The sequence below is a fragment of the Niameybacter sp. genome (genome assembly GCF_036655075.1).
Taxonomy (GTDB): Bacteria; Bacillota; Clostridia; order Lachnospirales; family Cellulosilyticaceae; genus Holtiella.
In genome coordinates, this window is sequence record NZ_JAVVQU010000010.1 from 1 (window position 1) to 20746 (window position 20746).

A 20746-nucleotide genomic window follows, 5' to 3' on the forward strand; every position below is an offset into this window, starting at 1 on the left:
TTACCTTTATTATAGTAGGAAACAGATTCAAAGTATAGTCTAGGTAGCGTTGCATCCCTCTCTTTTTCGTAGTATGATAATACTACGAAAAACAAGGAGCGATTGATACAAATGGAAAAAATCATTAATTTAATGGAAACGTCCTTACAAGAGGGACATTTTATAGATGCTATTTGGAGTAATCCACGTGTAAAACAAGACCACTATGAAAAAGTAACTGCAAAGCTTATTGAACTTAAAGGCACTGTCCTTGTTCAATGTACCCTTTATAAACAAAACAAAGCCTATCATGAAAATGTAAGCTTTGACCAAATGGGTGACTTCTTACGTACAAACTGTGGTCATTTTAAGCAAATTCAACTTTATACAGCCACTGGAGATTATCAAGCACTCCTTAACAAAAAAGGTGAAGCCAGCATTAAACGCAAAGCACCTACTAAAAAGCAAACGTCTACGCTTTCTCACAACCGTCAAAAACAATATATTTTAAACGATGATTCTTCTAAAGGATTCTTAATGAAACTAGGCCTTATAAGTGAAGATGGCCAGGTTAAACCTTCTAAATATGATAAATACAAACAAATCAATAAATACTTAGAAACTATAGAAGCAGTTATGCCTGTCCTTAACCAAGACTTCATCCGTATTATTGACTTTGGATGTGGAAAGTCTTATTTAACCTTTGCCATGTATCACTACTTAACAGAGATCTTAGGCAAACAAGTTGAAATTGTTGGCCTAGATTTAAAAGAAGATGTTATTGCCTTTTGCAATCAACTTGCAAACGAGTTAGGATACGAGCATCTAAAATTCCAAGTTGGTGATATTGGTAAGTATACAACAAATCAAGCCATTGATATGGTCGTATCCCTTCATGCTTGTAATACTGCAACGGATGCAGCCCTCGCTAAAGCTGTAAGTTGGGATGCCAAAGTTATTTTAGCAGTCCCATGCTGCCATCATGAGTGTTACACCCAAATCCATACACCACTTCTTGACCCTATATTAAAACATGGGATTTTAAAAGAAAAGATTGCATCATTCATTACAGACGGTATGCGTTCACTCTATCTAGAAGGTATGGGTTACAAAGTCAATGTGATGGAATTTATCGATATGCAACACACGCCTAAAAATATTCTTATCAAAGCCACTAAGTCTAGTGCCCCTAATCCTAAAGCGCTAGAAACTTATCAAACATTAAGTGAAGGGATGCACCTAGATTTAACTCTTCCACATTTAATAGAAAAGAATTGCTAACACCTTCTAAAACCTGCTCATGAAAAGTTTATCTCATGAGCAGGTTTTTCTTTTAATTTCTAAGCCTCACTGTATTTCTCTTTTCTCTATACTTAATTGAAAGACATCCCTCATACTTTTTTAAATACTTAGCCTTGAGCACGCACTCTCCTTAATCCATTTGCGTGCCATACTTCTCAATTCTTTTTCATTTTCTTTCACTAATGCTTCTCCTAGTGTTTTCAGATGTCGCATATTCTTCTCGCTTACATTATCTAGTTGTGCCAACTCTTTTTCTGACTCACTTAAGAAAGTTTGGATACGCAAATAATCTTTAACATTTCCTTCTGCTTCATACATCACCTTCACTTGATAATCAACAGTCTCTGCTACACCTCCTAATAAAATAGAAAATAGTGGTCTTGCCCATCCTGCTCCTCCCCAACCTTTCGCTTTGCAATACGGATAAGGTTGCAAAATAGCTCCTGTTCCAAGCGAAAAGATAGAATAGTTATTCCCCCTCTCTTTAGAAAGCTTACTTGCTTCTGCATAGGCACATAATGTTGGGTTATTGGCAAAAACGCCTCCATCTATGAGTGAATAGCTTTCTCCTTGGGAATCTTGAATCCGTGCTGGCTGAAAATAGGTGGGTGCTGCACTGGTTGCTTGGAGTACATCTTTCACATAAAAGTCTAATTCCGTATTACTCCGATAAGGATCTAATTGATTGAATAGGACAGCTTGCCTTCTCTCAATATCATAAGCACAAATGAGACAAGGGCGAATGAGCTCACTCAGCTTGGTTTTTCCTAAAATATCTTCTAACAAAGCTAAGTAACTTTTATTTTTATATCTCGCTTCTGCTAAACCAAACACAGCATAAAGACTATGCAAAAAGTTTTTCTTAAAGATTGTTGGTCCATGCTGAAGATAAAAATCTAAAGCTTCTTGTGCGCTAAACCTAGACTTTGTTGGATTTTTAGGGTCTGGGCAAATATAAAGTGCAGTAAGAATCCCTCCTGTACTCGTCCCAGCTATTAAATCTACATAGTCTGCAATTGTTGTCTCACTATTTCCACTATACTGCTTAAGGTAACTTTCAAAAGCTACCAATATCGTTGCCGGAATAATACCTCTTATGCCCCCTCCATCTATAGAAAGAATTCGAATCATAACTATCCCCTCCTTGTAGTTAGTATATGACAGTTTATAAAAAAACCACCCTAAAATGTAAGCGAGCGATAAGTTCTATAACTTATGGCTCACTTGCATTTTAGGGTAGCTCACGACTACTTTCTGTCCTACATTTTTTCAACCAGCGTATACAAATACTAAGTCTTTAATAACTATGCCCCTAAATATGCTTTTTTAACTTGGGCATTATTAAGTAATTCTTTTCCTACTCCCGAAAGTACCATTTCTCCTGTTTCAAGTACGTACGCACGATGGGCAATCTGAAGGGCCATATTCGCATTTTGTTCAACAAGCAATACAGTTGTCCCTGTGGTATTAATCTCTTTGATGATGTCAAAAATTTCTTGAACTAAAATAGGTGCAAGTCCCATTGAAGGCTCATCCATTAGGACAATTTCAGGCCTAGACATCAGTGCTCGTGCCATGGCAAGCATTTGTTGCTCTCCACCACTCATAGTTCCAGCCAATTGTCTGCGTCTTTCCTTCAGACGTGGAAAACGCGTATACATCTTTTCAATATCTCCAGCTATTTGCTTTTTGTCATTTGAAATATACGCACCAAGCTCTAAGTTTTCTTCTACACTCATCTGTGCAAATACACGGCGTCCTTCTGGTACATGAGCCATTCCAAGAGGAACAAGCTGATGGGACTCTTTATGTCCAACATCTTTCCCTTTCAAGGTAATTGTTCCGCTACTTGGCTTAAGCATGCCACTAACCGCTTGGAGTGTAGAGGTCTTCCCTGCTCCATTGGCTCCAATGAGTGTAACAATCTCACCTTTTCCAACTTCAAAAGAGATATTCTTCAAGGCATGGATATTGCCATAATGTACATTTAGATTTTCAACTTTTAACATATTTCCCCTCCTTTAGGCATGCCCCAAATAAGCACCTATTACTTTCTCATTATTTTGCACTTCTTCTGGTGTCCCCCGTGCGATTACATTTCCATAGTCAATAACGACTAACCGTTCACAAATGGACATTACCAAATGCATATCATGCTCAATGAGTAAGATGGCAATGTTGAACTGGTCACGAATCATTTTAATCGTATGCATGAGTTCATTGGTTTCATTCGGATTCATCCCCGCTGCTGGTTCATCTAGTAAAAGCAACTTAGGGTTACCTGCTAATGCTCTTGCAATTTCTAATTTACGTTGTTTCCCATAAGGTAAGTTCATACTAAGTTCATTGGCGTATTCATCCAATTCAAAAATCTCCAGGAGTTTCATAGCCTCTTCATACAACCATTTTTCTTGTTTTTGATATCTAGGAAGCCTTAAAATACATTCTATACTGTTATAACTTAAGCGATTATTAAAAGCAACTTTCACGTTATCAATGACACTCATCTGCTTAAAAAGACGAATATTTTGAAACGTACGGGTAATCCCCTTTTTCACAATTTGATGAGTTTTCAAGTGGTCAATACGTTCGCCATCAAAAAGGATAGAACCTTCCGTTGGCGTATACACACCCGTGAGCAAATTAAAAACCGTTGTCTTCCCCGCTCCGTTAGGCCCAATCAACCCAACAAGCTCCCCCTTTTCAATATGTAAATCTAGCTCTGAAACAGGTTTAATTCCACCAAAGTTTACACTCATTTTGTTAACTTCTAAAAGTGCCATACTACGCCTCCTTCCCTTCACTTAATGTTTTTTTATTTTTAAGCTTAAGGGTATTTTCTAACCCTAATTTTCCTAAAATGCCTTTTATCGTAATGCCTTTAGCTTTACATACCATCATAACTACGAGGACTAAAGAGTAAATGAGCATACGGTATTCAGAAAATGTACGTAACACTTCATTTAATATGCCGAGTACAATGGCAGCAATAATGGTTCCACCTAAACTTCCCATCCCACCAAGTACAACGATAATTAAGTACTCAATTGAATTTAAAAATCCAAAACTACTTGGGGTAAGACCCTGTAAGTAGTGCGCATAAAGTCCACCACCAATCCCTGCAAAGAACGCTGCAATGGCAAAGGCAAAGGTCTTATAATAAAAAGTAGAAACTCCTACACAATCTGTTGCAATCTCATTTTCACGAATCGCTATAATTGCACGGCCTTGCCTAGATTTAATAATCAAAAACAAAGTCGCGACTACAATCACTGTGACAAAAAAAGTGACTGTAAAATTACTGTAACTTGAAATACCTGAAAGACCTTTGGCACCGTTAGTAATTTTTAAGTTATTTAAGACAATACGAATGATTTCTCCAAATCCTAAAGTGATAATACCTAGATAGTCTCCTCGCAATCTTAAAGCGGGGAGACCAATAAGAATACCAACAACGGCTGCAAAGAGTCCACCTACAACAAGACCTAATGGAAATTCAATCATCATTGGCAAATCTAAGTTCATCGTTAGAATAGCTGAGGTATATGCTCCTATCGCCATAAACCCTGCATGCCCTAATACTAATTCTCCTAAATACCCTGTAACTAAAGTTAAGGATGTTGCCATAATGATATTGATTAAAATTGAAATAAGAACGCCTGTATAATAGTAGTTTAATATGCCTACACCCATTCCTAGTATCACTAAGCTATAAATGAAAATCACACCGATAAAAAAAGTTATCCCTTTGTGCTTTGTTAATCTTTCTATCTTCATGCTTTTCACCTACACTTTCTCACGTACATTCTTACCTAAAATACCAGATGGCTTCAGTAAGAGTACTAAAATTAAGATTAAAAATAGAATGGCATCTGCCCATGAAGAAGCACCTGCCCAAAAGACAGATAAGAAGCCTTTGGCTAAACTTTCAATAATCCCTAGTAGAAATCCTCCAAGCATCGCACCTGGAATGACACCAATCCCACCAAGCACAGCTGCAATAAAGGCTTTAAGTCCAGGCATAACACCCATTAAAGGTTTGATTTGAGGATAAGCCATAGCAAAGAGAATCCCCCCCATTGCTCCTAGCGCAGAACCAATTGCAAAAGCAATAGAAATGGTCTTATTTACAGAAATCCCCATAAGTGCTGCCGCCTGTTTGTCTTCAGAAGCTGCACGCATAGCCTTCCCTAACTTAGTCTTTTTGATAAAAAGCTCTAAAGCGAGCATGAGCAATATAGAAAACCCTAATGAGATCAACATAATTTTACTAATTTGAAGTTGCCCAATTTGAATGGGTGCAAGTGAAATCGTTGGAAATGGTTTAGAACTTGCTCCAAATAATATGGTAAACAAGGTTTCTAAGAAAAAGCTTACCCCAATAGCGGTAATTAGTGCCCACATTCTAGGTGCTTGACGAAGCGGTTTGTAGGCAATCTTTTCAATTCCCATCCCAATTACTGCGCAAGATACCATAGAAATAATAATAGCAATCGGTAATGGCAAGTTAAAAACTGCAATCATCACAAAAGCAATATAGGCTCCCACCATCATAATATCACCGTGTGCAAAGTTGATTAGTTTAACAATACCATATACCATGGTATAACCTAATGCAATCAATGCATAAATACTTCCTATATGTAAACCATTTAAAATCTGCTGTATCAATAGTGTTCCATAATCCATATTAAAATCCCCTCTCCTCTAATTTTACATAACTCTTTTAAAAGTTGTAAAATTTAGGACTGTTATACAACAGTCCTCTTTGCTTAAATTTATTTTACAGCATCTAACTTTTTGTAAAGTTTATTTTGTCCATTTTGAATAGCAATAACAGATACAGACTTCACTGGATTACGATTTGCATCAAAGGTAATATCTCCTGTTACACATTCTAAATCTGTATTTTGAAGTGCTGTGACAACAGCAGTTGCATCTATAGTTCCTGCTGTTTTAATTGCTTCAAGCATAATACGTGCTGCATCATATCCTAGTGCTGCAAAAGCATTTGGTTCTTCATTATATTTAGCTTTATAGTTTTGAATAAAGTTTTGAACCATTTCAGATGAATCTTCTACGGTATAATGGTTAACAAAGTAACTACCTTCTACAACTTCTGGGTTATTTACTGTTTTTTCTGTTACGCCATCCCAGCCATCTCCACCAATAAGTGTTGCATCAATCCCAATTTCCCTTGCTTGTGTAGCAATGTTTGCAATCATCTCATAGTAGTCTGGAATGACGATGACCTCTGGATCTGCATTTTTTACATTAGTTAAAATAGGTTTGAAATCTACATCACTATTTCCATAGTTTTCAACTCTTACAATTTCTCCACCATTTGCCTCAAAAAGTTCTTGGAATGCCTCTGCAATGCCTGATGAATAGTCCGACTCAGAGTTGATCAGTACAGCTACTTTTTTTGCATTTAAATCTTCTGTTGCAAACTTAGCAAGTAGTTCACCTTGTGCTGGGTCTATGTAACATGCTCTAAAGATATTGTTTCCTATTGTTGTAATGTCTGCTTTCGTTCCTGTTGGTGTAATCATTGGAATATTCTTCTTGGCCGCTAAGTGAGCAATTGTCTCAGTTGTACTGCTAATATCCGAACCAATAAAAGCAACAACTTTATCATTTTCAACTAACTTCTTGAAGGCATTTGTTGCATCTTGTTGATTGGCCTTATTATCTTCTAAAATAAACTCAATTTGTTTTTCTAGCACACCACCTGCTGCATTGTATTCCTCAATTGCCAATTTTGCACCATTACTGGCGGCAATACCATATTGAGCACATGACCCAGTTAAATCAAAACTTGCTCCAACTTTAATACTGTCATTACTTCCTCCTGCTTGCTGACATCCTACAAAGTTCATTGAAGTCATCATAACTGCTAATCCCATAGCAAATATTTTCTTTGTTTTCATAATATCCCCCCATAAATTTTATTATCATATTTGAAATTATACTCAATATAACATTCAATTTCAAGAATTATTTCTTACAAATTTTATATATTTATTATATTCAATATAATAACACGGTTTATTTATGATTTTATTTTGATTATAAAAATCATTTAATTTATAATTTCATAATTTTTAATACGCATTATGTGAACTTTGCTTTTTAGGACTCACCTCTTGAAACCCTTATAAAATCTTTGTAAAATAAAAGAAGATACGAAAGGATGGTTGCAAATGCTTTACATAACTCATACACTGCCTTTAAGCAGTACTTTCCCTACTGCTCATCACTGTTTTTTAGATCTAGAAACAACCGGATTATCTAAACAACATGATTTTTTAATCTGTTTAGGACTAGCTTCTAGAAAAGGAGAGACACTTTATATAGAACAATGGCTTTTAGAAAATGGTTCTGAAGAAAAAGACCTCCTTCATCTACTCATGGAAAGACTCTCTGCTTACAATAAAATCTATACTTATGGTGGTAAACATTTCGAGTGGCCCTTCTTTATAGAAAAGTTACAAGCTTATGGACTTGATTCCTCCTTTTTGACTACTTGCCACTTAGTGGATTTAAAGCCTTCCAAAGCAAAACGCTCTATCTTAGAGATGCATATAGGTTTTCATCGTATACAAACTACTTCTGGCAAAGAACTAGCCAAATTGGCTAAACTTCTTTTACAAGGGCCTAACCCATCCTATGCAACACTTATTTTAGAGCATAACAAAGAAGAACTTCTCAGTTTACAAGCCATTTTTAACTATACTCAATTTATGAAACAACTCAGTCCATCCATTTTACAAGACTCTCACTTAGATACATACCGAGTCACTTTTACTTTGAAGCCTTTACAGTTGTATAATACTTCTTTTAAAGGTTCTCATGAAGAAGAGGGCGTTGCTTATCACTACGATGCCACTACCGGACTCATGTTCCTTTATGCTAAAGCACGTCACTTACAACTTAAAGCTTATTTACCACCTAAAGACTACTACTTCGTAGAAGGGAAACTGTTGCATAAGTCTCTTGCCAAATTACTCCCTACTTCTATGCGTCAAAAAGCTACTAAAGACACTTGCTACTTAGAACAAACAGGTTACTACTTACCTTTTGTATTCGAAAAAGATAGTCTCATCTGGCAAGATGAAGCTAAACACGGCTACACCTTATATGATGCCCCCTCTTTTGAACCGCATCTTCTTCCCCTTCTTGAATTATTGCTCAAAAAAATAACGCAAAAGTCTATTTGACTTTTGCGTTATTTTTCTCATAAAAGAAAATATGAGAAGAATTCATGAAATGTTTTTCAATGTATTGGTCTGCTTGTGCTTTCGCAAGGATTTCACGATCTATATCTGTAGCTATAATTTAAATTTGTTGAAGCTTTGTCAAGACCTCATCAATAACATCTGCTGGTGTAGATGCACCTGCTGTCACCCCTACCTTTTCAATCCCTTCAAAGTCTTCCTCTTTTAACATACTTGCATCATCAATGCAGTAAGTCTTTGGACAAAGAGACCCACAAATTTCATAAAGCTTTTGTGTATTTGAGCTATGACGGCTTCCAATAACAACCATTGCCTCAACTTGTGAAGCCATCTCACGTGCTTCATTTTGTCTTTCCGATGTTGCACTACAAATGGTATTCATAAATTTTATATTGTATCCTGCTTGTTCAAGTGCCTCTACAATTTCGTCCACCACTGCCTTTTTATAAGTCGTTTGAGAAACAATAAAATAGCGTGCATCTTGGCTCAGTTGGCTAAAATCTAACTCTGATTTATTTTTAAGAATGATACATCCCTTTTTAGTCCATCCATTAATCCCTATAATTTCAGGATGATTGGCATCACCTATAAGGATAATATTGAAACCTTCTTTTTCATGACGGCTTACAAGCTTATGAATTTTAGTTACATAAGGGCAAGTAGCATCAATGACATGAACTGACTTCTCATAAGCCTCTTGATAAACTTCTTCTGGCACCCCATGAGCACGAATAATAAGTTGGTCCATCGGCACATGATCCATATGCTCAATCGACTCAATGCCCTTTTCATGTAACTGATGTGTCACCGTTTCATTATGAATAATATGACCTAATGTATATGTTTTTTTTGTAGAGTCTGTTTTAAAAGCCATATCTACAGCGCGTTTAACACCAAAACAAAAACCAGCGCTTTTTGCTAATAATATTTCCATTTAATCAACTCCTATTGTCTTTCCTTAAGTAGTTCTATAATATGTGTTACAATCTGTTCTACACTCAGATTGGTTGTATCTACTTCCACTGCATCTTCAGCCTTTTTAAGCGGTGACACACTACGATTCATATCTTGGTAGTCACGGGCTTCGATTTCTTCAAGAAGTGTTTCAAAGCTTATTTTCAAACCTTTTTCTTCGTATTCTTTAAAACGTCTTTTTGCACGTTCTTCACTTGAAGCTGTTAAAAAGATTTTAAGAGTAGCTTTTGGTAACACTACAGTCCCTATGTCACGTCCATCCATGACAACGGACTTCGTAGCTGCTAATCTTCTTTGCATATCCACTAAAGCTGTACGTACTTTGGCATAAGTTGCGACTTTAGAAGCAGACGCTGCTACTTCTTGGGTACGAATTGCCTCACTTACATCGTCTGAATTTAAATAAATACATTGTGTTGCATTTTCATAAGTTAAATCGATATGCATGTCTTCTAGTACTTCATTCACAAGGTCTTCAAAGTTATAGTCAATGCCTCTTTGAATACAGTATAGTCCTACACTACGGTACATGGCACCTGTATCAATATAGGTACACCCCAGTTCTGCTGCTACGCGTTTGGCAATTGTACTTTTTCCGGCTCCTGCTGGCCCGTCTAAAGCTAGTGAAAAATGGGCTAGGTCTGGACGTAGTTTGCGTGCTTCGCCTAAATATTGATGTTTAACTGTATGCTGTGTTTCTTTTCCACTTGTACAAAGCATAGATAAACGAATGCAATGCTCAAGTGAACCTTCAACATCCATTTCTTGCATACACATAAGTGCTGCCTCAGTAATACCTAATGCTCTTGCTGCAATAGCTGGGTAAGCTGCATTTAAATCTTTTGTGCAAGTAAATATGATTTGTATAATTTCATCTATCTCTATATGATTGGCTTTTAATACAGCTTCTAGGAGTCTTCTCGTTTGACTTACGATAGACTCTTTAGTATTTTGGGCTGTAATTGCGCCTCTTACGGCAACACTCTTCATCTTATCCCTCTCTTTAATCGCATTTTTCCTTAGCGTTTCCTGAATTGTTAGGATTTTGTCCATTGAGTTCTCTTGTATCATCATAAACTTCATATTCCATCCATACTGTTTCAAGGTTATCTAAGTTGGCTGAAATCTCATCCTTTTTACGTAAGCTAATGGCTACAATAATGGCATTAATAATACTAAGCGGTGCAACGAGTGAATCCACAAAAGAAACCATCTCACTGCGTCCAATTAACGTATGTTCTGCATACTGTGCAATAGGTGAAATGTAGCTATCTGTAATGGCAATAACATGAGCCTGTCTTGTACGGGCATATTCAAGTGCCTTAATAATACGTTTAGAATAACGTGGGAAGCTAATCCCAATAACTACATCTTTATCACTAATATGGTGTATAATTTCAAAAATCTCACTGATGCTATTGGTATTCACCACTTTAACCCGTGGGAAAATAATATTAAAGTAAAAACCTAAGAAGCTTGCAAGTCCTGCACAACTTCTTACGCCTAAAATATAAATAGTATCTGCTTGAATAATCTTATCAATAGCATTATCAAATGTTTCTTCATCTATTTGTTCAATGGTATAAGCAATTTTTTCTTGATCTGTTTGAAGTACACTTTTTAAAACGTGGTTGACGTCAATACGATCTGTGGTAACTTCTAAACGTTGCATCGCTGTAAGCTTGCTCTTTACAAGTTCTTCAAGTGCTTCTTGGAATTTAGGGTATCCATCATAACCTAATTCGTTTGCAAAACGTACGACTGTTGATTCACTTACCCCTACAATTGTTCCAAGTCGTGCGGCTGTTAAGAACACTGCTTTTTCGTAATGCTCTAAAATGTAGTTGGCAATGAGCTTTTGCCCCTTACTCAGCTTAGGCATACTTTTTTTAATGCGATGAATTAAATCATTGTTCATATTCATTTCCTTTCAAATACCTTCTTTATCTTTTATCTAGTATCATTATATATGATATTTTGCTTTTTACAACGATATTTTATGAATTAAAGCATAAAAAAGGCTCCAGGATGACTATTCCCTGCAGCCTTTTGTGTTTTTTATAGATTAGACCGGATAAGCTTTGTTTTTGGTATCTGCAACAGCGGGGTCCACTTTTACCGCTTGGGCTTCTCGGTGTTTAAAGAAATCAGTTGCAACTTGTGGGAATAAAGCATAGGAAAGCACATCTTCATCTTGTTTCTTATAGATTGCCATTTCCTTTTCAAGCTTATCTAGTTCTGGTGTGAGAAGGTCGGCTGGTCTACAAGTAATAGGTTGTTCATCCCCTATGATTTTCTTGATGATTTCTTGTTCAATTGGGACTGGTGTACTGCCGTATTCACCACGTACAATCCCTTTAGACTCTTTAGAAACCATTTTGTAACGTTCTCCTGCAAGAACGTTGAGTACAGCTTGTGTCCCTACGATTTGACTACTTGGTGTAACAAGAGGTACATAACCAAAGTCTGCACGTACTCTTGGAATTTCTCTTAATACCTCATAGTATTTATCTTCAGCATTTTGTTGTTTAAGTTGGGATACAAGGTTTGAAAGCATCCCTCCTGGCACTTGATAACGAAGGGTATTGATATCTACTGCTAATACTTTTGTGTTCATCAAACCACTTTCAAGTGCTTCTTCACGCATGGGTCTAAAGTATTCAGTAATTTCACTTAAGGCTTCTCCATCGATGCCTGTATCATAAGGTGTACCTTTAAAGGTTTCAACGAGCACTTCAGTTGCTGGTTGAGAAGTACCCATAGCAAGTGGTGACATGGCTGTATCAATAATATCACAGCCTGCTTCTACCGCTTTTAAGTAAGTCATAGAAGCTACCCCACTTGTATAATGGGTATGAAGTTGAATAGGAAGGTCTGTATTTGATTTTAAAGCTTTGACTAAGCGTTCTGCTTCATAAGGCACTAAAAGTCCTGCCATATCTTTGATGCAAATAGAATGTGCACCCATATTTTCAATGCGTTTTGCAAGGTCTACATAGTAAGCTAAAGTATGTACATCACTGAGTGTATAAGAAATAGCAACCTGTGCATGACCACCTTCTTTGTGCGTTGCTTTAACCGATGTTTCTAAGTTACGCATATCATTTAAAGCATCAAAGATACGAATAATATCAATGCCATTTGCAATACTTTTTTGAACAAAGTATTCTACTACATCATCTGCATAGTGACGATAACCTAAAATATTTTGCCCTCTAAAGAGCATTTGAAGCTTTGTATTCTTTACTTCTTTACGAATTTTACGTAGCCTTTCCCAAGGATCTTCTTTTAAGAAGCGAAGACACGCATCAAAGGTTGCACCGCCCCATACTTCCATAGCATGGAAGCCAACTTGATCCATTTTAGAAACAATAGGTAAAATTTGTTCGGTTGTCATACGTGTAGCAATTAAAGATTGGTGTGCATCACGTAATGTTGTATCCATTATTTTAACAGGTCTTACAATATTTTCTGACATGTATATGAGCCTCCCTTATTAACCATAAATTGATAGTAGTACACCTGCTGCAATGGCAGAACCAATTACCCCTGCTACGTTTGGTCCCATTGCATGCATCAGTAAGAAGTTTGTTGGACATTCTTCTTGTCCTGTTTTTTGAACAACACGTGCTGCCATTGGCACAGCAGATACCCCAGCTGCTCCAATAAGTGGATTGAATTTCTTCCCACTTGCATAGTACATAATCTTACCAAACAAAACACCTGCTGCTGTCCCAACAATAAAGGCAAAGAGTCCTAATGCCAAAATACGAAGTGTACTTGTATTGAGGAACTTTTCTGCACTTGTAGAAGCGCCGACTGAAATTCCTAATAAAATGGTAATGATAGACATCATCGCATTGCTTGCTACATCGGCTAAACGATTAGTTGATGCAACTTCTTTTAACAAGTTACCAAACATTAACATCCCAACAAGTGTACCTGCTGATGGTAAAATAAGTGATACGACAATGGTAACAATAATTGGAAAGACAATTTTCTCTGTTTTTGAAACAGGACGAAGCTGTTCCATTTTAACCATACGTTGTTCTTTAGTTGTGAAAAATTTCATAATAGGCGGCTGAATAAGTGGTACAAGGGCCATATAAGAATAAGCAGATACGGCAATCGCCCCAAGTAAATGTGGTGCAAGCTTTGTGGCTACAAAAATAGATGTAGGGCCATCTGCTCCTCCGATAATACCAATAGATGCGGCTTCTGGACCTGTAAAGCCAAGCAAAAGCGCACCTAAGAATGCTACGAAAATACCAATTTGAGCTGCTGCACCTAAAAGTAAGCTTTTAGGATTGGCAATAAGTGGCCCAAAATCAGTCATTGCCCCTACTCCTATAAAAATAAGAGGTGGGAAAATACCTAACTCTTTACCCATACCTATGTAGTATAAAAGTCCACCTGGTTCTAACTTTCCTGTTACTTCATTTATCATATCCGGTGAAGTAATTCCAACGCCTGGTAAGTTAACCATGAGCATACCAAAGGCAATTGGGACAAGTAAAAGTGGCTCAAACCCTTTTGCAATAGCTAAATAGAGCAGACCACAGGCAAGAATAATCATTGCTGCATACTCCCATTGCATTTGTGCAATACCTGAACTTAAGCAGAATTCTTTGACTGCGTCTACGAAGACACTCAATATATTCATTTTTGTTTCCCCCTCTAAGCATTAGGTCAAAAGATTAGTTCATAGAAACAATCACATCGTTTGCTTCTACCATAGCACCTGCTGTTACGTTTACAGATGCAATAGTGCCTGATGCAGATGCGAAAACTTCATTTTCCATTTTCATCGCTTCTAAGATTGCAATGAGGTCACCTTCTTTAACAGCTTGTCCTACTTTTACTTTAACATCTACAATTTTACCTGGCATAGGTGCTACAACTTTATTTGCACCTGTTGCACCTGTTGCTACTGGTGTCGCAACGGCTTTAGGTGCAATTGGTACCACAGGTGTTGCGATAGGTTGTGCAACGCCTGTTACAGGTGTACTTACACCACCTACTAATTCTTCTACTTCTACTTCATATGTATTCCCATTAACTGTTACTTGAAATTTTCTCATGGTTTAAACCCTCCCAAATTTTCTATGCTCTATGTCTATTAATTTGTCTCAATGAACGTACTTGCAACTTATCTGTCGTTGTCTCAAGACTGGCTGCAATCACGGCTGTAATCACGGCTACAAGTTCAAGTTCTGCTGTAACATCCACAATAGTTTCTGTAGTTGCCATTTCTTCTACAATTGTCACTGCAACCTCTTGCTTGGTGCTTTTCTTTCCTTCGATTATTGCTACAATATAGCCTGTTAGCTTAATTAAAGCAATGAGAATCAGAAGTACAACGAATACCATAGATACCCCGATTAAGAATACACTTAATCCATCAATCATGGCACCAAAGTTCAAACTTAGTTTCATTTGGCTCACCTACCTTATACTGTTGCGTGTTTTTTTAATGTACTTGCCACTTGTTTGGTACAAAGTACTTCAAGGGCCGCAATAACACGTTTTCTTGTAGCTGCTGGTTCAATAATATCATCGATATAGCCATGCGCTGCTACTGCATATACGTTGCTATGTGCTGCTTCGTATTCTGCTATTTTTTCATTCATGAGTGTAAGCTTATCACTAGCATGTGCTAGTTCTTCTTGGAACATAATTTTAACAGCACTTTCACTGTTCATTGTTGAAACTTCAGCAGTTGGCCATGCATACACATAGTCACAGCCTAAATGTTTACTATTCATTAAAGTATACGCCATACCATAAGCTTCTTTTAAGATTACATTAACTTTAGGTACGCTTGCATTGGCAAAAGCAAACGCTAATTTACTTGCAGCTTTAATGATGCCTAACTTTTCAGTTTCTACAGTGGATGCAATGCGTTCAATTTGGGTAAGGGTTACTAATGGGATATTAAAAGCATCACAGAACTCTACAAAACTTGTTATTTTTTCAACTGCTTTTAAATCAATGATTGCATCTGTATTGGCAATAATCCCTACTGTTGCACCATTCATTCTTGCAAAAGCTGTTAAAGCTTTTGTACCATATTCATGACTCACTTCTAGATATGTACAGTCATCTACGATGGAAGTTACAATATGACCTACATTACCACTTTCAAAGTCAAATTGATTCAGCTGGGCATCTACTCGGTTTAAGTCATCATGACATACAATGCAAGGTGCTTCTTCTTCACTGTTAGAGGGTAAGAAGCTTACTAAGTCACGTACACTTGCAATCAAGCTTGGCTCATCCTCTGCTCCAAAGTTTGCTAAGCCACTTTCACTTAAGTGCACTTTAGGTGCTGCCACTGTATCAAAAGATGCTTTTTTATCTTCAAGGGTATTAGGACTATTTAAGTACATCTGTCCATTCTTTGTTGAGATAAATGTAAAATCAGATAATCCTGCTATAAAGGATGCTCCCCCTGCACAGTCTCCACATACAACAGCAATCTGAGGCACAAGCCCTGAGGCTTCTGTCATTTTACCAAAAATCATTCCATAACCATTAAGTGCTTCAATACTTTCTTCTAAGCGAAGTCCTACTGTATCTACAAAGCCTACAACAGGTGCACCCATCTTAATAGCATCATCATAAGTCTTAACAATTTTCTTCGCATGCATCTCGCCAATTGAACCAGCCATAACAGTTGGATCTTGACTATACACGTAAATAAGATTTCCTTCGATCGTACCATATCCACATACAACACCATCTGCTGGTGCTTTGTCCCCTTTACAAGCTATAGTCTTACTTGTAATGAAAGTACCAATTTCAACGAAACTATTTTCGTCTAGTAAATGTGTGATTCTGTCTCTGGCAGTTAGCTTACCTTTATCTAAAACTGCCTTTTTAGCCGCTTCATCATAGCCACTTTGAATAGCTGCTTTGTGAGCTTCCAGTTCAGATAATTTTTGTAAAGTGCTCATCTGATACCCTCCAATTAGTAAAAATATTAAAAACAAAGTTATAAAAATTGCCATTTATAGTATACTAAAATAAAATAAAATATACAATATATTTTTATATTATTTTGTATATTTTATGACATTTAACTTTATTTTTCTGATTTCAACCTATGATTTTCGGATAATGAGGAAACAATTGGGACAAGCTTTTTTTACATTCTTTACATTTAGGTGTAAAATTGAATATTCTCTTACATGGTAAGTTGTCAGAAAGGCTTCAATATGTTCATGTTCTTTTCGCCCTTCCTCATGCCCGGGATAGGTCATGACTGCAAGGAGTCCACCATCTGAAAGCTTGTCCATAACTTTTTCTAATGCTACAAGGGTCGTCTCTGTATGGGTCACAATACTTTTATCTGCACCTGGTAAGTAACCCAGATTGAAAAGAGCAAGATCAATCTCCCCTTCAATATAGTGTTCTAAGTTATGATGCGAATCTAAAATGAGGCGGACTTCTTTATTTGTACCTACTATCTTTGCTCCACTTGCATCTAATGCTTGCTGCTGGACATCAAACCCATAGAGATGTTGCACTTGGTTTTGCCTATGCAAAAACTCTAGGTCATGACCATTCCCTAGAGTTCCATCCATTGCTGTTAAGTTTTGTTTACCCCACATTTTAAGGTGTTGCTCAATAAGAAGATGTAGATTTTCGGTCATATTACGGCTTAGCATCTTATTCACCTAAACCTTTCAAGTAGTTAATTTCCTCTCTTGAAAGTGGACGGTATTGTCCTACTTCTAAATCACCAAGTGTTAAGTCCCCCATAGAAACACGTGTTAGTCTTAAAACATCATAGCCTACTGCTGCACACATTTTTCTAACTTGGCGGTTACGCCCTTCATGGATAGTTAAACTAAATGTTGTTGTTGCACCATTTTGTCTCATGATCTTAACTTTAGCAGGTGCTGTTAAATAACCATCAATGACAACCCCTTGTTGTAACTTTTGAAGCGTGGCATTGCGCACATCCCCTTTAACTTTTACAACGTAAGTTTTATCTACATGATGCTTAGGATGCGTAAGTGCATAAGTGAGTGCTCCATCATTGGTTAAAAGGAGTAATCCTGTTGTGTTGTAGTCTAAGCGCCCAACTGGGAAAATACGATAAGGAATGTTTTTCACAAGGTCTAGTACTGTTGGGCGGTCTTTTTCATCGGATACAGAAGTGATGTAGCCTGTTGGCTTGTTAAGTAAGTAATACACCAGTTGTTCTTGCATCTTGACGGGTTGATTTTCAAAGAGTACTTCATCGTCATCCTCTACTTGCATGCCTTGTTCTGTCACGACTTGTCCATTGACTTTAACTTTGCCTTCTTCTATATATTGCTCACATTTTCTTCTTGAACCTACTCCACATTGTGCTAAATATTTTTGTAATCGCATAAATCTACCCTTTCTTGTGTTACCTTTTATTATAATGTTTAATTATATCTGTCTTATATTGTTTAGGTTATAGCCATTAATCTGTCTTTTTATACCACTTGTCCGGACCTTTTAAGGCTGAATCTAATGGATTTCTCCCTCATTATTTTCTTCAATATGGAAAAGCTTTTTAATTTTATCCATAAGCGTTGCACGTGCTATACTGCGGTTAGCTAATAAATCTGTCTTTTCCAAAATCGTATTGCCACATACCACCTCTAGCTTTCCAACCACTTGGTTTTCTAGAACAGGGGCCATCAACTCACTTGGCAATGTCTTTTTGATTTCTACTTTTGCTTTTTCTTCTGCTGAAAGAGGAAGCACAATCTCTTCTTTAGCATAAACTTCTACTTGTTCTTGTTTGCCTTTTTGAACAGGTACTTCGCCATAGATTGTTTCATCATCCAATACTTTATACTTTTTATAATTATCAAAGCCATAATTCATCAACTTAATGACATCTGTGTATTTACGGGATTTACCTTTTGCATTCCACCCTGCACCCAGGGCCACACCTACAAGCTCCATGCCGCCTTGTTTAGCTGCACCTACAAAACAGTGCCCGGCTTTACTTGTAAAGCCGGTTTTGACACCTTCTGCACCCTCATATTGACTTAAGAAGCGATTCTTATTCATAAGATGATGAGGCTTGCTACCCTCTACCGCTTCTGTGGGAATACTTATTTCTGAGGTATTAATAATCTTGACAAACTCGGGGTTTTCTAAAGCATAGGCTGCTATAAGCGCCATATCATAGGCTGTCGCATGGTGGTTGTCTCCATCTAATCCATTAGGTGTTTCAAAGCAAGTCGCTTCAGTACCTATCTCACGTGCCTTATTGGTCATCATCTCACAAAAGCCTTCTACCGTACCACCTACATGTTCTGCTATGGCTACTGCTGTATCATTATGAGATTCTAACATAAGGGAATAGAGTAGGTCTCCTAATCTTTGCTTTTCACCTGTTGCTAAATTGAGTTTCACTTTAGGTGCACGAGCAGCCTTCCCTGAAACTGTAACAATTTCATCTAACTTCCCAGACTCAATTGCCACAATACAAGTCATAATCTTGGTTGTGCTGGCCATAGCCAAGGGCGCATGGGCATTTTGTTCATAAAGTACCCGCTTACTATCCTTCTCTATCAAAACAGAACCTTTAGAATAAATCGTTCCAGGACCTTCACTTGCGTACACACATTGAGTAATTAAAAGGGCTATCGCCACAGTACTTTTAATACCTCGTTTCATATCATCCTCTCCTTCGATCATGCATATTCTAAGATTCAGCATCCCTCATCTGTTTCCATTTTATACATGATTTTAAAGAGTCTTTAACCTTACTTGCTTATTTCAATCGTTTCATTTTCAACTTCTGCTTGACTTGTTGCTTCTTCAATACTTTCTTCTGAGATATAGTTCATCTCTTCTTCAATTTCTTTTTTGAAGCGTTCAATTAACTCTTCTTTCACTTTAGGAAGCTCTTCAATAGTCTTAAAGCCAAAGTGACGTAGGAAACTTGTTGTTGTTCCAAATAAGATAGGACGCCCAATAACATTAAGTCTGCCTACTTCTTCTATAAGGTCATACTCTAACAGCCTACTTACAGCATGCTCACTCCTCACACCTCGAATATCTTCAATCTGTGCCTTTGTAATAGGCTGTGAGTAAGCCACAATAGCTAATGTCTCTAAAAGTGCTTGGGTGAGGAGCTTCTTTACAGGCTTTTGCTTATAGCGTTGGATGTATGTAATATTGCGTGGCACTGTACACATTTGATACCCATTATCCACTTCAATAATCTCCATCCCACTGTTCGTCTTACCATACCACTCATTAAGTCTATAAATAGCCATATGGATGGTAATTTCTTCTGTTTCGCAAATTTCGCATAGCTTACTACTGGGTACACTATCGCCTACATAAAAGAGTATAGATTCTAATATACTCTCAAGTTCAGTCTTTTGCATCTTCCTTCACTCCCGTAATGATAATATCTGCCAGAGGCTTTTCTTGTACAATACGAATTTGTTTTTTATGTACTAATTCTAGGATAGACATAAAAGTTACAATACGTTCAACTTTTGGCATACTTATTGTGCACAACTCAAAAAAGGAGACTCTTCCATTTAACTCTAATAAGTTTAAAATGTATAGCGCCTTCTGCTCAATAGTATACGTATCTTTCTTCAAAATAGAAGAATCAATCTTTTTAGATTTTTGATGCACTAATATTTGTTTTTGTTTCATTAAATTTTGAAAAGCTTCATAAAGTTGCTCTAAAGTTACATCTATTAATAAATCTTGCGTCGTAGGTGTTGGCAGTTCAATTTGATCTGCGCTTTCATTATTTCTAAAACAATAATCTGAAGAAAGATTTTGTCGTTCATCCAGTTCATGAGAAACGTATTTGATTTTTTTATACTCTAAAAGCTTTCTAATTAGTTCTTCCCTAGGGTCTTCTTCTATGAGTTCTTCATTTTTAGGAGGCTTAGGCAAAAGCATTTTAGATTTAATATAGAGTAAAGTTGCCGCCATGACAATAAATTCACTCATTTGTTCTAGCTCTAGCGTATGAGATGCCTCAATATACGCTAAATATTGGTCCGTAATAGAAGAAATTTCTATATCATAAATACTCATTTTATTTTTTTCAAGTAAATAAAGTAATAAGTCAAGAGGACCTTCAAATTCTTCTAGTTTAAATGTTACGCTCATTCATTTTCTCCTTACTGACAACAATCTATTAACAGTTTAGCGATTTCGTTCCCATATTGCAAGTTAAACCGTAAACTTTGTCGTAAGAAAGCGAATCTGCCCGATACTATTTAAGA

21 protein-coding genes are annotated in these 20746 nt (G+C 36.9%); 2 read left to right on the forward strand and 19 right to left on the reverse strand.

Features of this window, described 5'->3' with window-relative positions:
* The first annotated feature begins 111 nt into the window (after positions 1-111).
* Positions 112-1260, forward strand: coding sequence for a class I SAM-dependent methyltransferase (locus tag RRY75_RS04290; protein ID WP_332493467.1), 1149 nt, complete (start codon positions 112-114; stop codon positions 1258-1260).
* Positions 1261-1380: 120 nt separating this feature from the next.
* Here the strand turns inward: RRY75_RS04290 and RRY75_RS04295 are convergent, their stop codons facing one another.
* From RRY75_RS04295 to RRY75_RS04320, 6 genes are all read right to left on the reverse strand, one after another.
* The gene (locus RRY75_RS04295) at positions 1381-2412 is read right to left on the reverse strand and encodes a patatin-like phospholipase family protein (RefSeq protein ID WP_332493468.1); all 1032 of its coding nucleotides are present in this window, start codon (positions 2410-2412) and stop codon (positions 1381-1383) included.
* Between the two features lie 173 nt (positions 2413-2585).
* Positions 2586-3290: an ABC transporter ATP-binding protein gene (locus RRY75_RS04300; RefSeq protein ID WP_332493469.1), complete on the reverse strand. Its 705-nt coding sequence runs from the start codon at positions 3288-3290 to the stop codon at positions 2586-2588.
* Positions 3291-3302: 12 nt separating this feature from the next.
* Entirely contained in the window at positions 3303-4064 is a 762-nt protein-coding gene (locus tag RRY75_RS04305; protein WP_332493470.1) for an ABC transporter ATP-binding protein, read from the reverse strand.
* Position 4065: 1 nt separating this feature from the next.
* Positions 4066-5058, reverse strand: coding sequence for a branched-chain amino acid ABC transporter permease (locus RRY75_RS04310; protein ID WP_332493471.1), 993 nt, complete (start codon positions 5056-5058; stop codon positions 4066-4068).
* A 9-nt stretch (positions 5059-5067) separates the two neighbouring features.
* Positions 5068-5970: a branched-chain amino acid ABC transporter permease gene (locus RRY75_RS04315; protein WP_332527229.1), complete on the reverse strand. Its 903-nt coding sequence runs from the start codon at positions 5968-5970 to the stop codon at positions 5068-5070.
* A gap of 89 nt (positions 5971-6059) precedes the next feature.
* The gene (locus tag RRY75_RS04320; RefSeq protein WP_332490779.1) at positions 6060-7211 is read right to left on the reverse strand and encodes an ABC transporter substrate-binding protein; all 1152 of its coding nucleotides are present in this window, start codon (positions 7209-7211) and stop codon (positions 6060-6062) included.
* Between the two features lie 273 nt (positions 7212-7484).
* Here RRY75_RS04320 and RRY75_RS04325 point away from each other — a divergent pair, with 273 nt between their 5' ends.
* Positions 7485-8501 carry a ribonuclease H-like domain-containing protein gene (locus RRY75_RS04325; RefSeq protein ID WP_332490781.1) on the forward strand — a complete coding sequence of 339 codons (1017 nt, stop codon included), beginning with the start codon at positions 7485-7487 and terminating at the stop codon, positions 8499-8501.
* A gap of 118 nt (positions 8502-8619) precedes the next feature.
* Here the strand turns inward: RRY75_RS04325 and ispH are convergent, their stop codons facing one another.
* From ispH to RRY75_RS04390, 13 genes are all read right to left on the reverse strand, one after another.
* Positions 8620-9453: a 4-hydroxy-3-methylbut-2-enyl diphosphate reductase gene (gene ispH, locus RRY75_RS04330; RefSeq protein ID WP_332490783.1), complete on the reverse strand. Its 834-nt coding sequence runs from the start codon at positions 9451-9453 to the stop codon at positions 8620-8622.
* Between the two features lie 11 nt (positions 9454-9464).
* Entirely contained in the window at positions 9465-10484 is a 1020-nt protein-coding gene (cmk, locus tag RRY75_RS04335) for a (d)CMP kinase (RefSeq protein WP_332490785.1), read from the reverse strand.
* Between the two features lie 13 nt (positions 10485-10497).
* Positions 10498-11412 carry a MurR/RpiR family transcriptional regulator gene (locus RRY75_RS04340; protein ID WP_332490787.1) on the reverse strand — a complete coding sequence of 305 codons (915 nt, stop codon included), beginning with the start codon at positions 11410-11412 and terminating at the stop codon, positions 10498-10500.
* Positions 11413-11559: 147 nt separating this feature from the next.
* A complete protein-coding gene (locus tag RRY75_RS04345; RefSeq protein WP_332490789.1) occupies positions 11560-12972 on the reverse strand; it encodes an oxaloacetate decarboxylase subunit alpha in 1413 nt (470 codons plus the stop codon).
* A gap of 18 nt (positions 12973-12990) precedes the next feature.
* Entirely contained in the window at positions 12991-14091 is a 1101-nt protein-coding gene (locus tag RRY75_RS04350) for a sodium ion-translocating decarboxylase subunit beta (RefSeq protein WP_334309691.1), read from the reverse strand.
* A 100-nt stretch (positions 14092-14191) separates the two neighbouring features.
* Positions 14192-14575 (reverse strand): biotin/lipoyl-containing protein, encoded by a 384-nt coding sequence (locus tag RRY75_RS04355; protein ID WP_332527230.1) that lies wholly within the window; start codon positions 14573-14575, stop codon positions 14192-14194.
* Between the two features lie 22 nt (positions 14576-14597).
* On the reverse strand, positions 14598-14930 hold the full coding sequence (locus RRY75_RS04360) for an OadG family protein (RefSeq protein ID WP_332490794.1): 333 nt from the start codon (positions 14928-14930) through the stop codon (positions 14598-14600).
* Between the two features lie 14 nt (positions 14931-14944).
* Positions 14945-16450, reverse strand: a complete 1506-nt coding sequence (locus tag RRY75_RS04365) for an acyl-CoA carboxylase subunit beta (RefSeq protein WP_332490795.1) — start codon at positions 16448-16450, stop codon at positions 14945-14947.
* A 147-nt stretch (positions 16451-16597) separates the two neighbouring features.
* Entirely contained in the window at positions 16598-17164 is a 567-nt protein-coding gene (locus RRY75_RS04370) for a tRNA (mnm(5)s(2)U34)-methyltransferase (protein ID WP_332490797.1), read from the reverse strand.
* Between the two features lies 1 nt (position 17165).
* Positions 17166-17876, reverse strand: coding sequence for a pseudouridine synthase (locus RRY75_RS04375; protein ID WP_332490799.1), 711 nt, complete (start codon positions 17874-17876; stop codon positions 17166-17168).
* 123 nt (positions 17877-17999) lie between these two features.
* The gene (locus RRY75_RS04380) at positions 18000-19163 is read right to left on the reverse strand and encodes a D-alanyl-D-alanine carboxypeptidase family protein (protein ID WP_332490801.1); all 1164 of its coding nucleotides are present in this window, start codon (positions 19161-19163) and stop codon (positions 18000-18002) included.
* An 89-nt stretch (positions 19164-19252) separates the two neighbouring features.
* Complete coding sequence (scpB, locus tag RRY75_RS04385) at positions 19253-19882, reverse strand: SMC-Scp complex subunit ScpB (protein WP_332490802.1); 630 nt, start codon at positions 19880-19882, stop codon at positions 19253-19255.
* Positions 19869-20630, reverse strand: coding sequence for a segregation and condensation protein A (locus RRY75_RS04390; protein ID WP_332490804.1), 762 nt, complete (start codon positions 20628-20630; stop codon positions 19869-19871). Before RRY75_RS04390 ends, scpB begins: the two co-directional genes overlap by 14 nt.
* Positions 20631-20746: the final 116 nt, after the last annotated feature.

Excerpts from the sequence above, each read along its gene's own strand:
- RRY75_RS04290 (WP_332493467.1), top strand. The coding sequence starts at position 112 with ATGGAAAAAATCATTAATTTAATGGAAACGTCCTTACAAGAGGGACAT.
- RRY75_RS04295 (WP_332493468.1), bottom strand. The coding sequence starts at position 2,412 with ATGATTCGAATTCTTTCTATAGATGGAGGGGGCATAAGAGGTATTATT.
- RRY75_RS04300 (WP_332493469.1), bottom strand. The coding sequence starts at position 3,290 with ATGTTAAAAGTTGAAAATCTAAATGTACATTATGGCAATATCCATGCC.
- RRY75_RS04305 (WP_332493470.1), bottom strand. The coding sequence starts at position 4,064 with ATGGCACTTTTAGAAGTTAACAAAATGAGTGTAAACTTTGGTGGAATT.
- RRY75_RS04310 (WP_332493471.1), bottom strand. The coding sequence starts at position 5,058 with ATGAAGATAGAAAGATTAACAAAGCACAAAGGGATAACTTTTTTTATC.
- RRY75_RS04315 (WP_332527229.1), bottom strand. The coding sequence starts at position 5,970 with ATGGATTATGGAACACTATTGATACAGCAGATTTTAAATGGTTTACAT.
- RRY75_RS04320 (WP_332490779.1), bottom strand. The coding sequence starts at position 7,211 with ATGAAAACAAAGAAAATATTTGCTATGGGATTAGCAGTTATGATGACT.
- RRY75_RS04325 (WP_332490781.1), top strand. The coding sequence starts at position 7,485 with ATGCTTTACATAACTCATACACTGCCTTTAAGCAGTACTTTCCCTACT.
- ispH (WP_332490783.1), bottom strand. The coding sequence starts at position 9,453 with ATGGAAATATTATTAGCAAAAAGCGCTGGTTTTTGTTTTGGTGTTAAA.
- cmk (WP_332490785.1), bottom strand. The coding sequence starts at position 10,484 with ATGAAGAGTGTTGCCGTAAGAGGCGCAATTACAGCCCAAAATACTAAA.
- RRY75_RS04340 (WP_332490787.1), bottom strand. The coding sequence starts at position 11,412 with ATGAACAATGATTTAATTCATCGCATTAAAAAAAGTATGCCTAAGCTG.
- RRY75_RS04345 (WP_332490789.1), bottom strand. The coding sequence starts at position 12,972 with ATGTCAGAAAATATTGTAAGACCTGTTAAAATAATGGATACAACATTA.
- RRY75_RS04350 (WP_334309691.1), bottom strand. The coding sequence starts at position 14,091 with ATGCAATGGGAGTATGCAGCAATGATTATTCTTGCCTGTGGTCTGCTC.
- RRY75_RS04355 (WP_332527230.1), bottom strand. The coding sequence starts at position 14,575 with ATGAGAAAATTTCAAGTAACAGTTAATGGGAATACATATGAAGTAGAA.
- RRY75_RS04360 (WP_332490794.1), bottom strand. The coding sequence starts at position 14,930 with ATGAAACTAAGTTTGAACTTTGGTGCCATGATTGATGGATTAAGTGTA.
- RRY75_RS04365 (WP_332490795.1), bottom strand. The coding sequence starts at position 16,450 with ATGAGCACTTTACAAAAATTATCTGAACTGGAAGCTCACAAAGCAGCT.
- RRY75_RS04370 (WP_332490797.1), bottom strand. The coding sequence starts at position 17,164 with ATGCTAAGCCGTAATATGACCGAAAATCTACATCTTCTTATTGAGCAA.
- RRY75_RS04375 (WP_332490799.1), bottom strand. The coding sequence starts at position 17,876 with ATGCGATTACAAAAATATTTAGCACAATGTGGAGTAGGTTCAAGAAGA.
- RRY75_RS04380 (WP_332490801.1), bottom strand. The coding sequence starts at position 19,163 with ATGAAACGAGGTATTAAAAGTACTGTGGCGATAGCCCTTTTAATTACT.
- scpB (WP_332490802.1), bottom strand. The coding sequence starts at position 19,882 with ATGCAAAAGACTGAACTTGAGAGTATATTAGAATCTATACTCTTTTAT.
- RRY75_RS04390 (WP_332490804.1), bottom strand. The coding sequence starts at position 20,630 with ATGAGCGTAACATTTAAACTAGAAGAATTTGAAGGTCCTCTTGACTTA.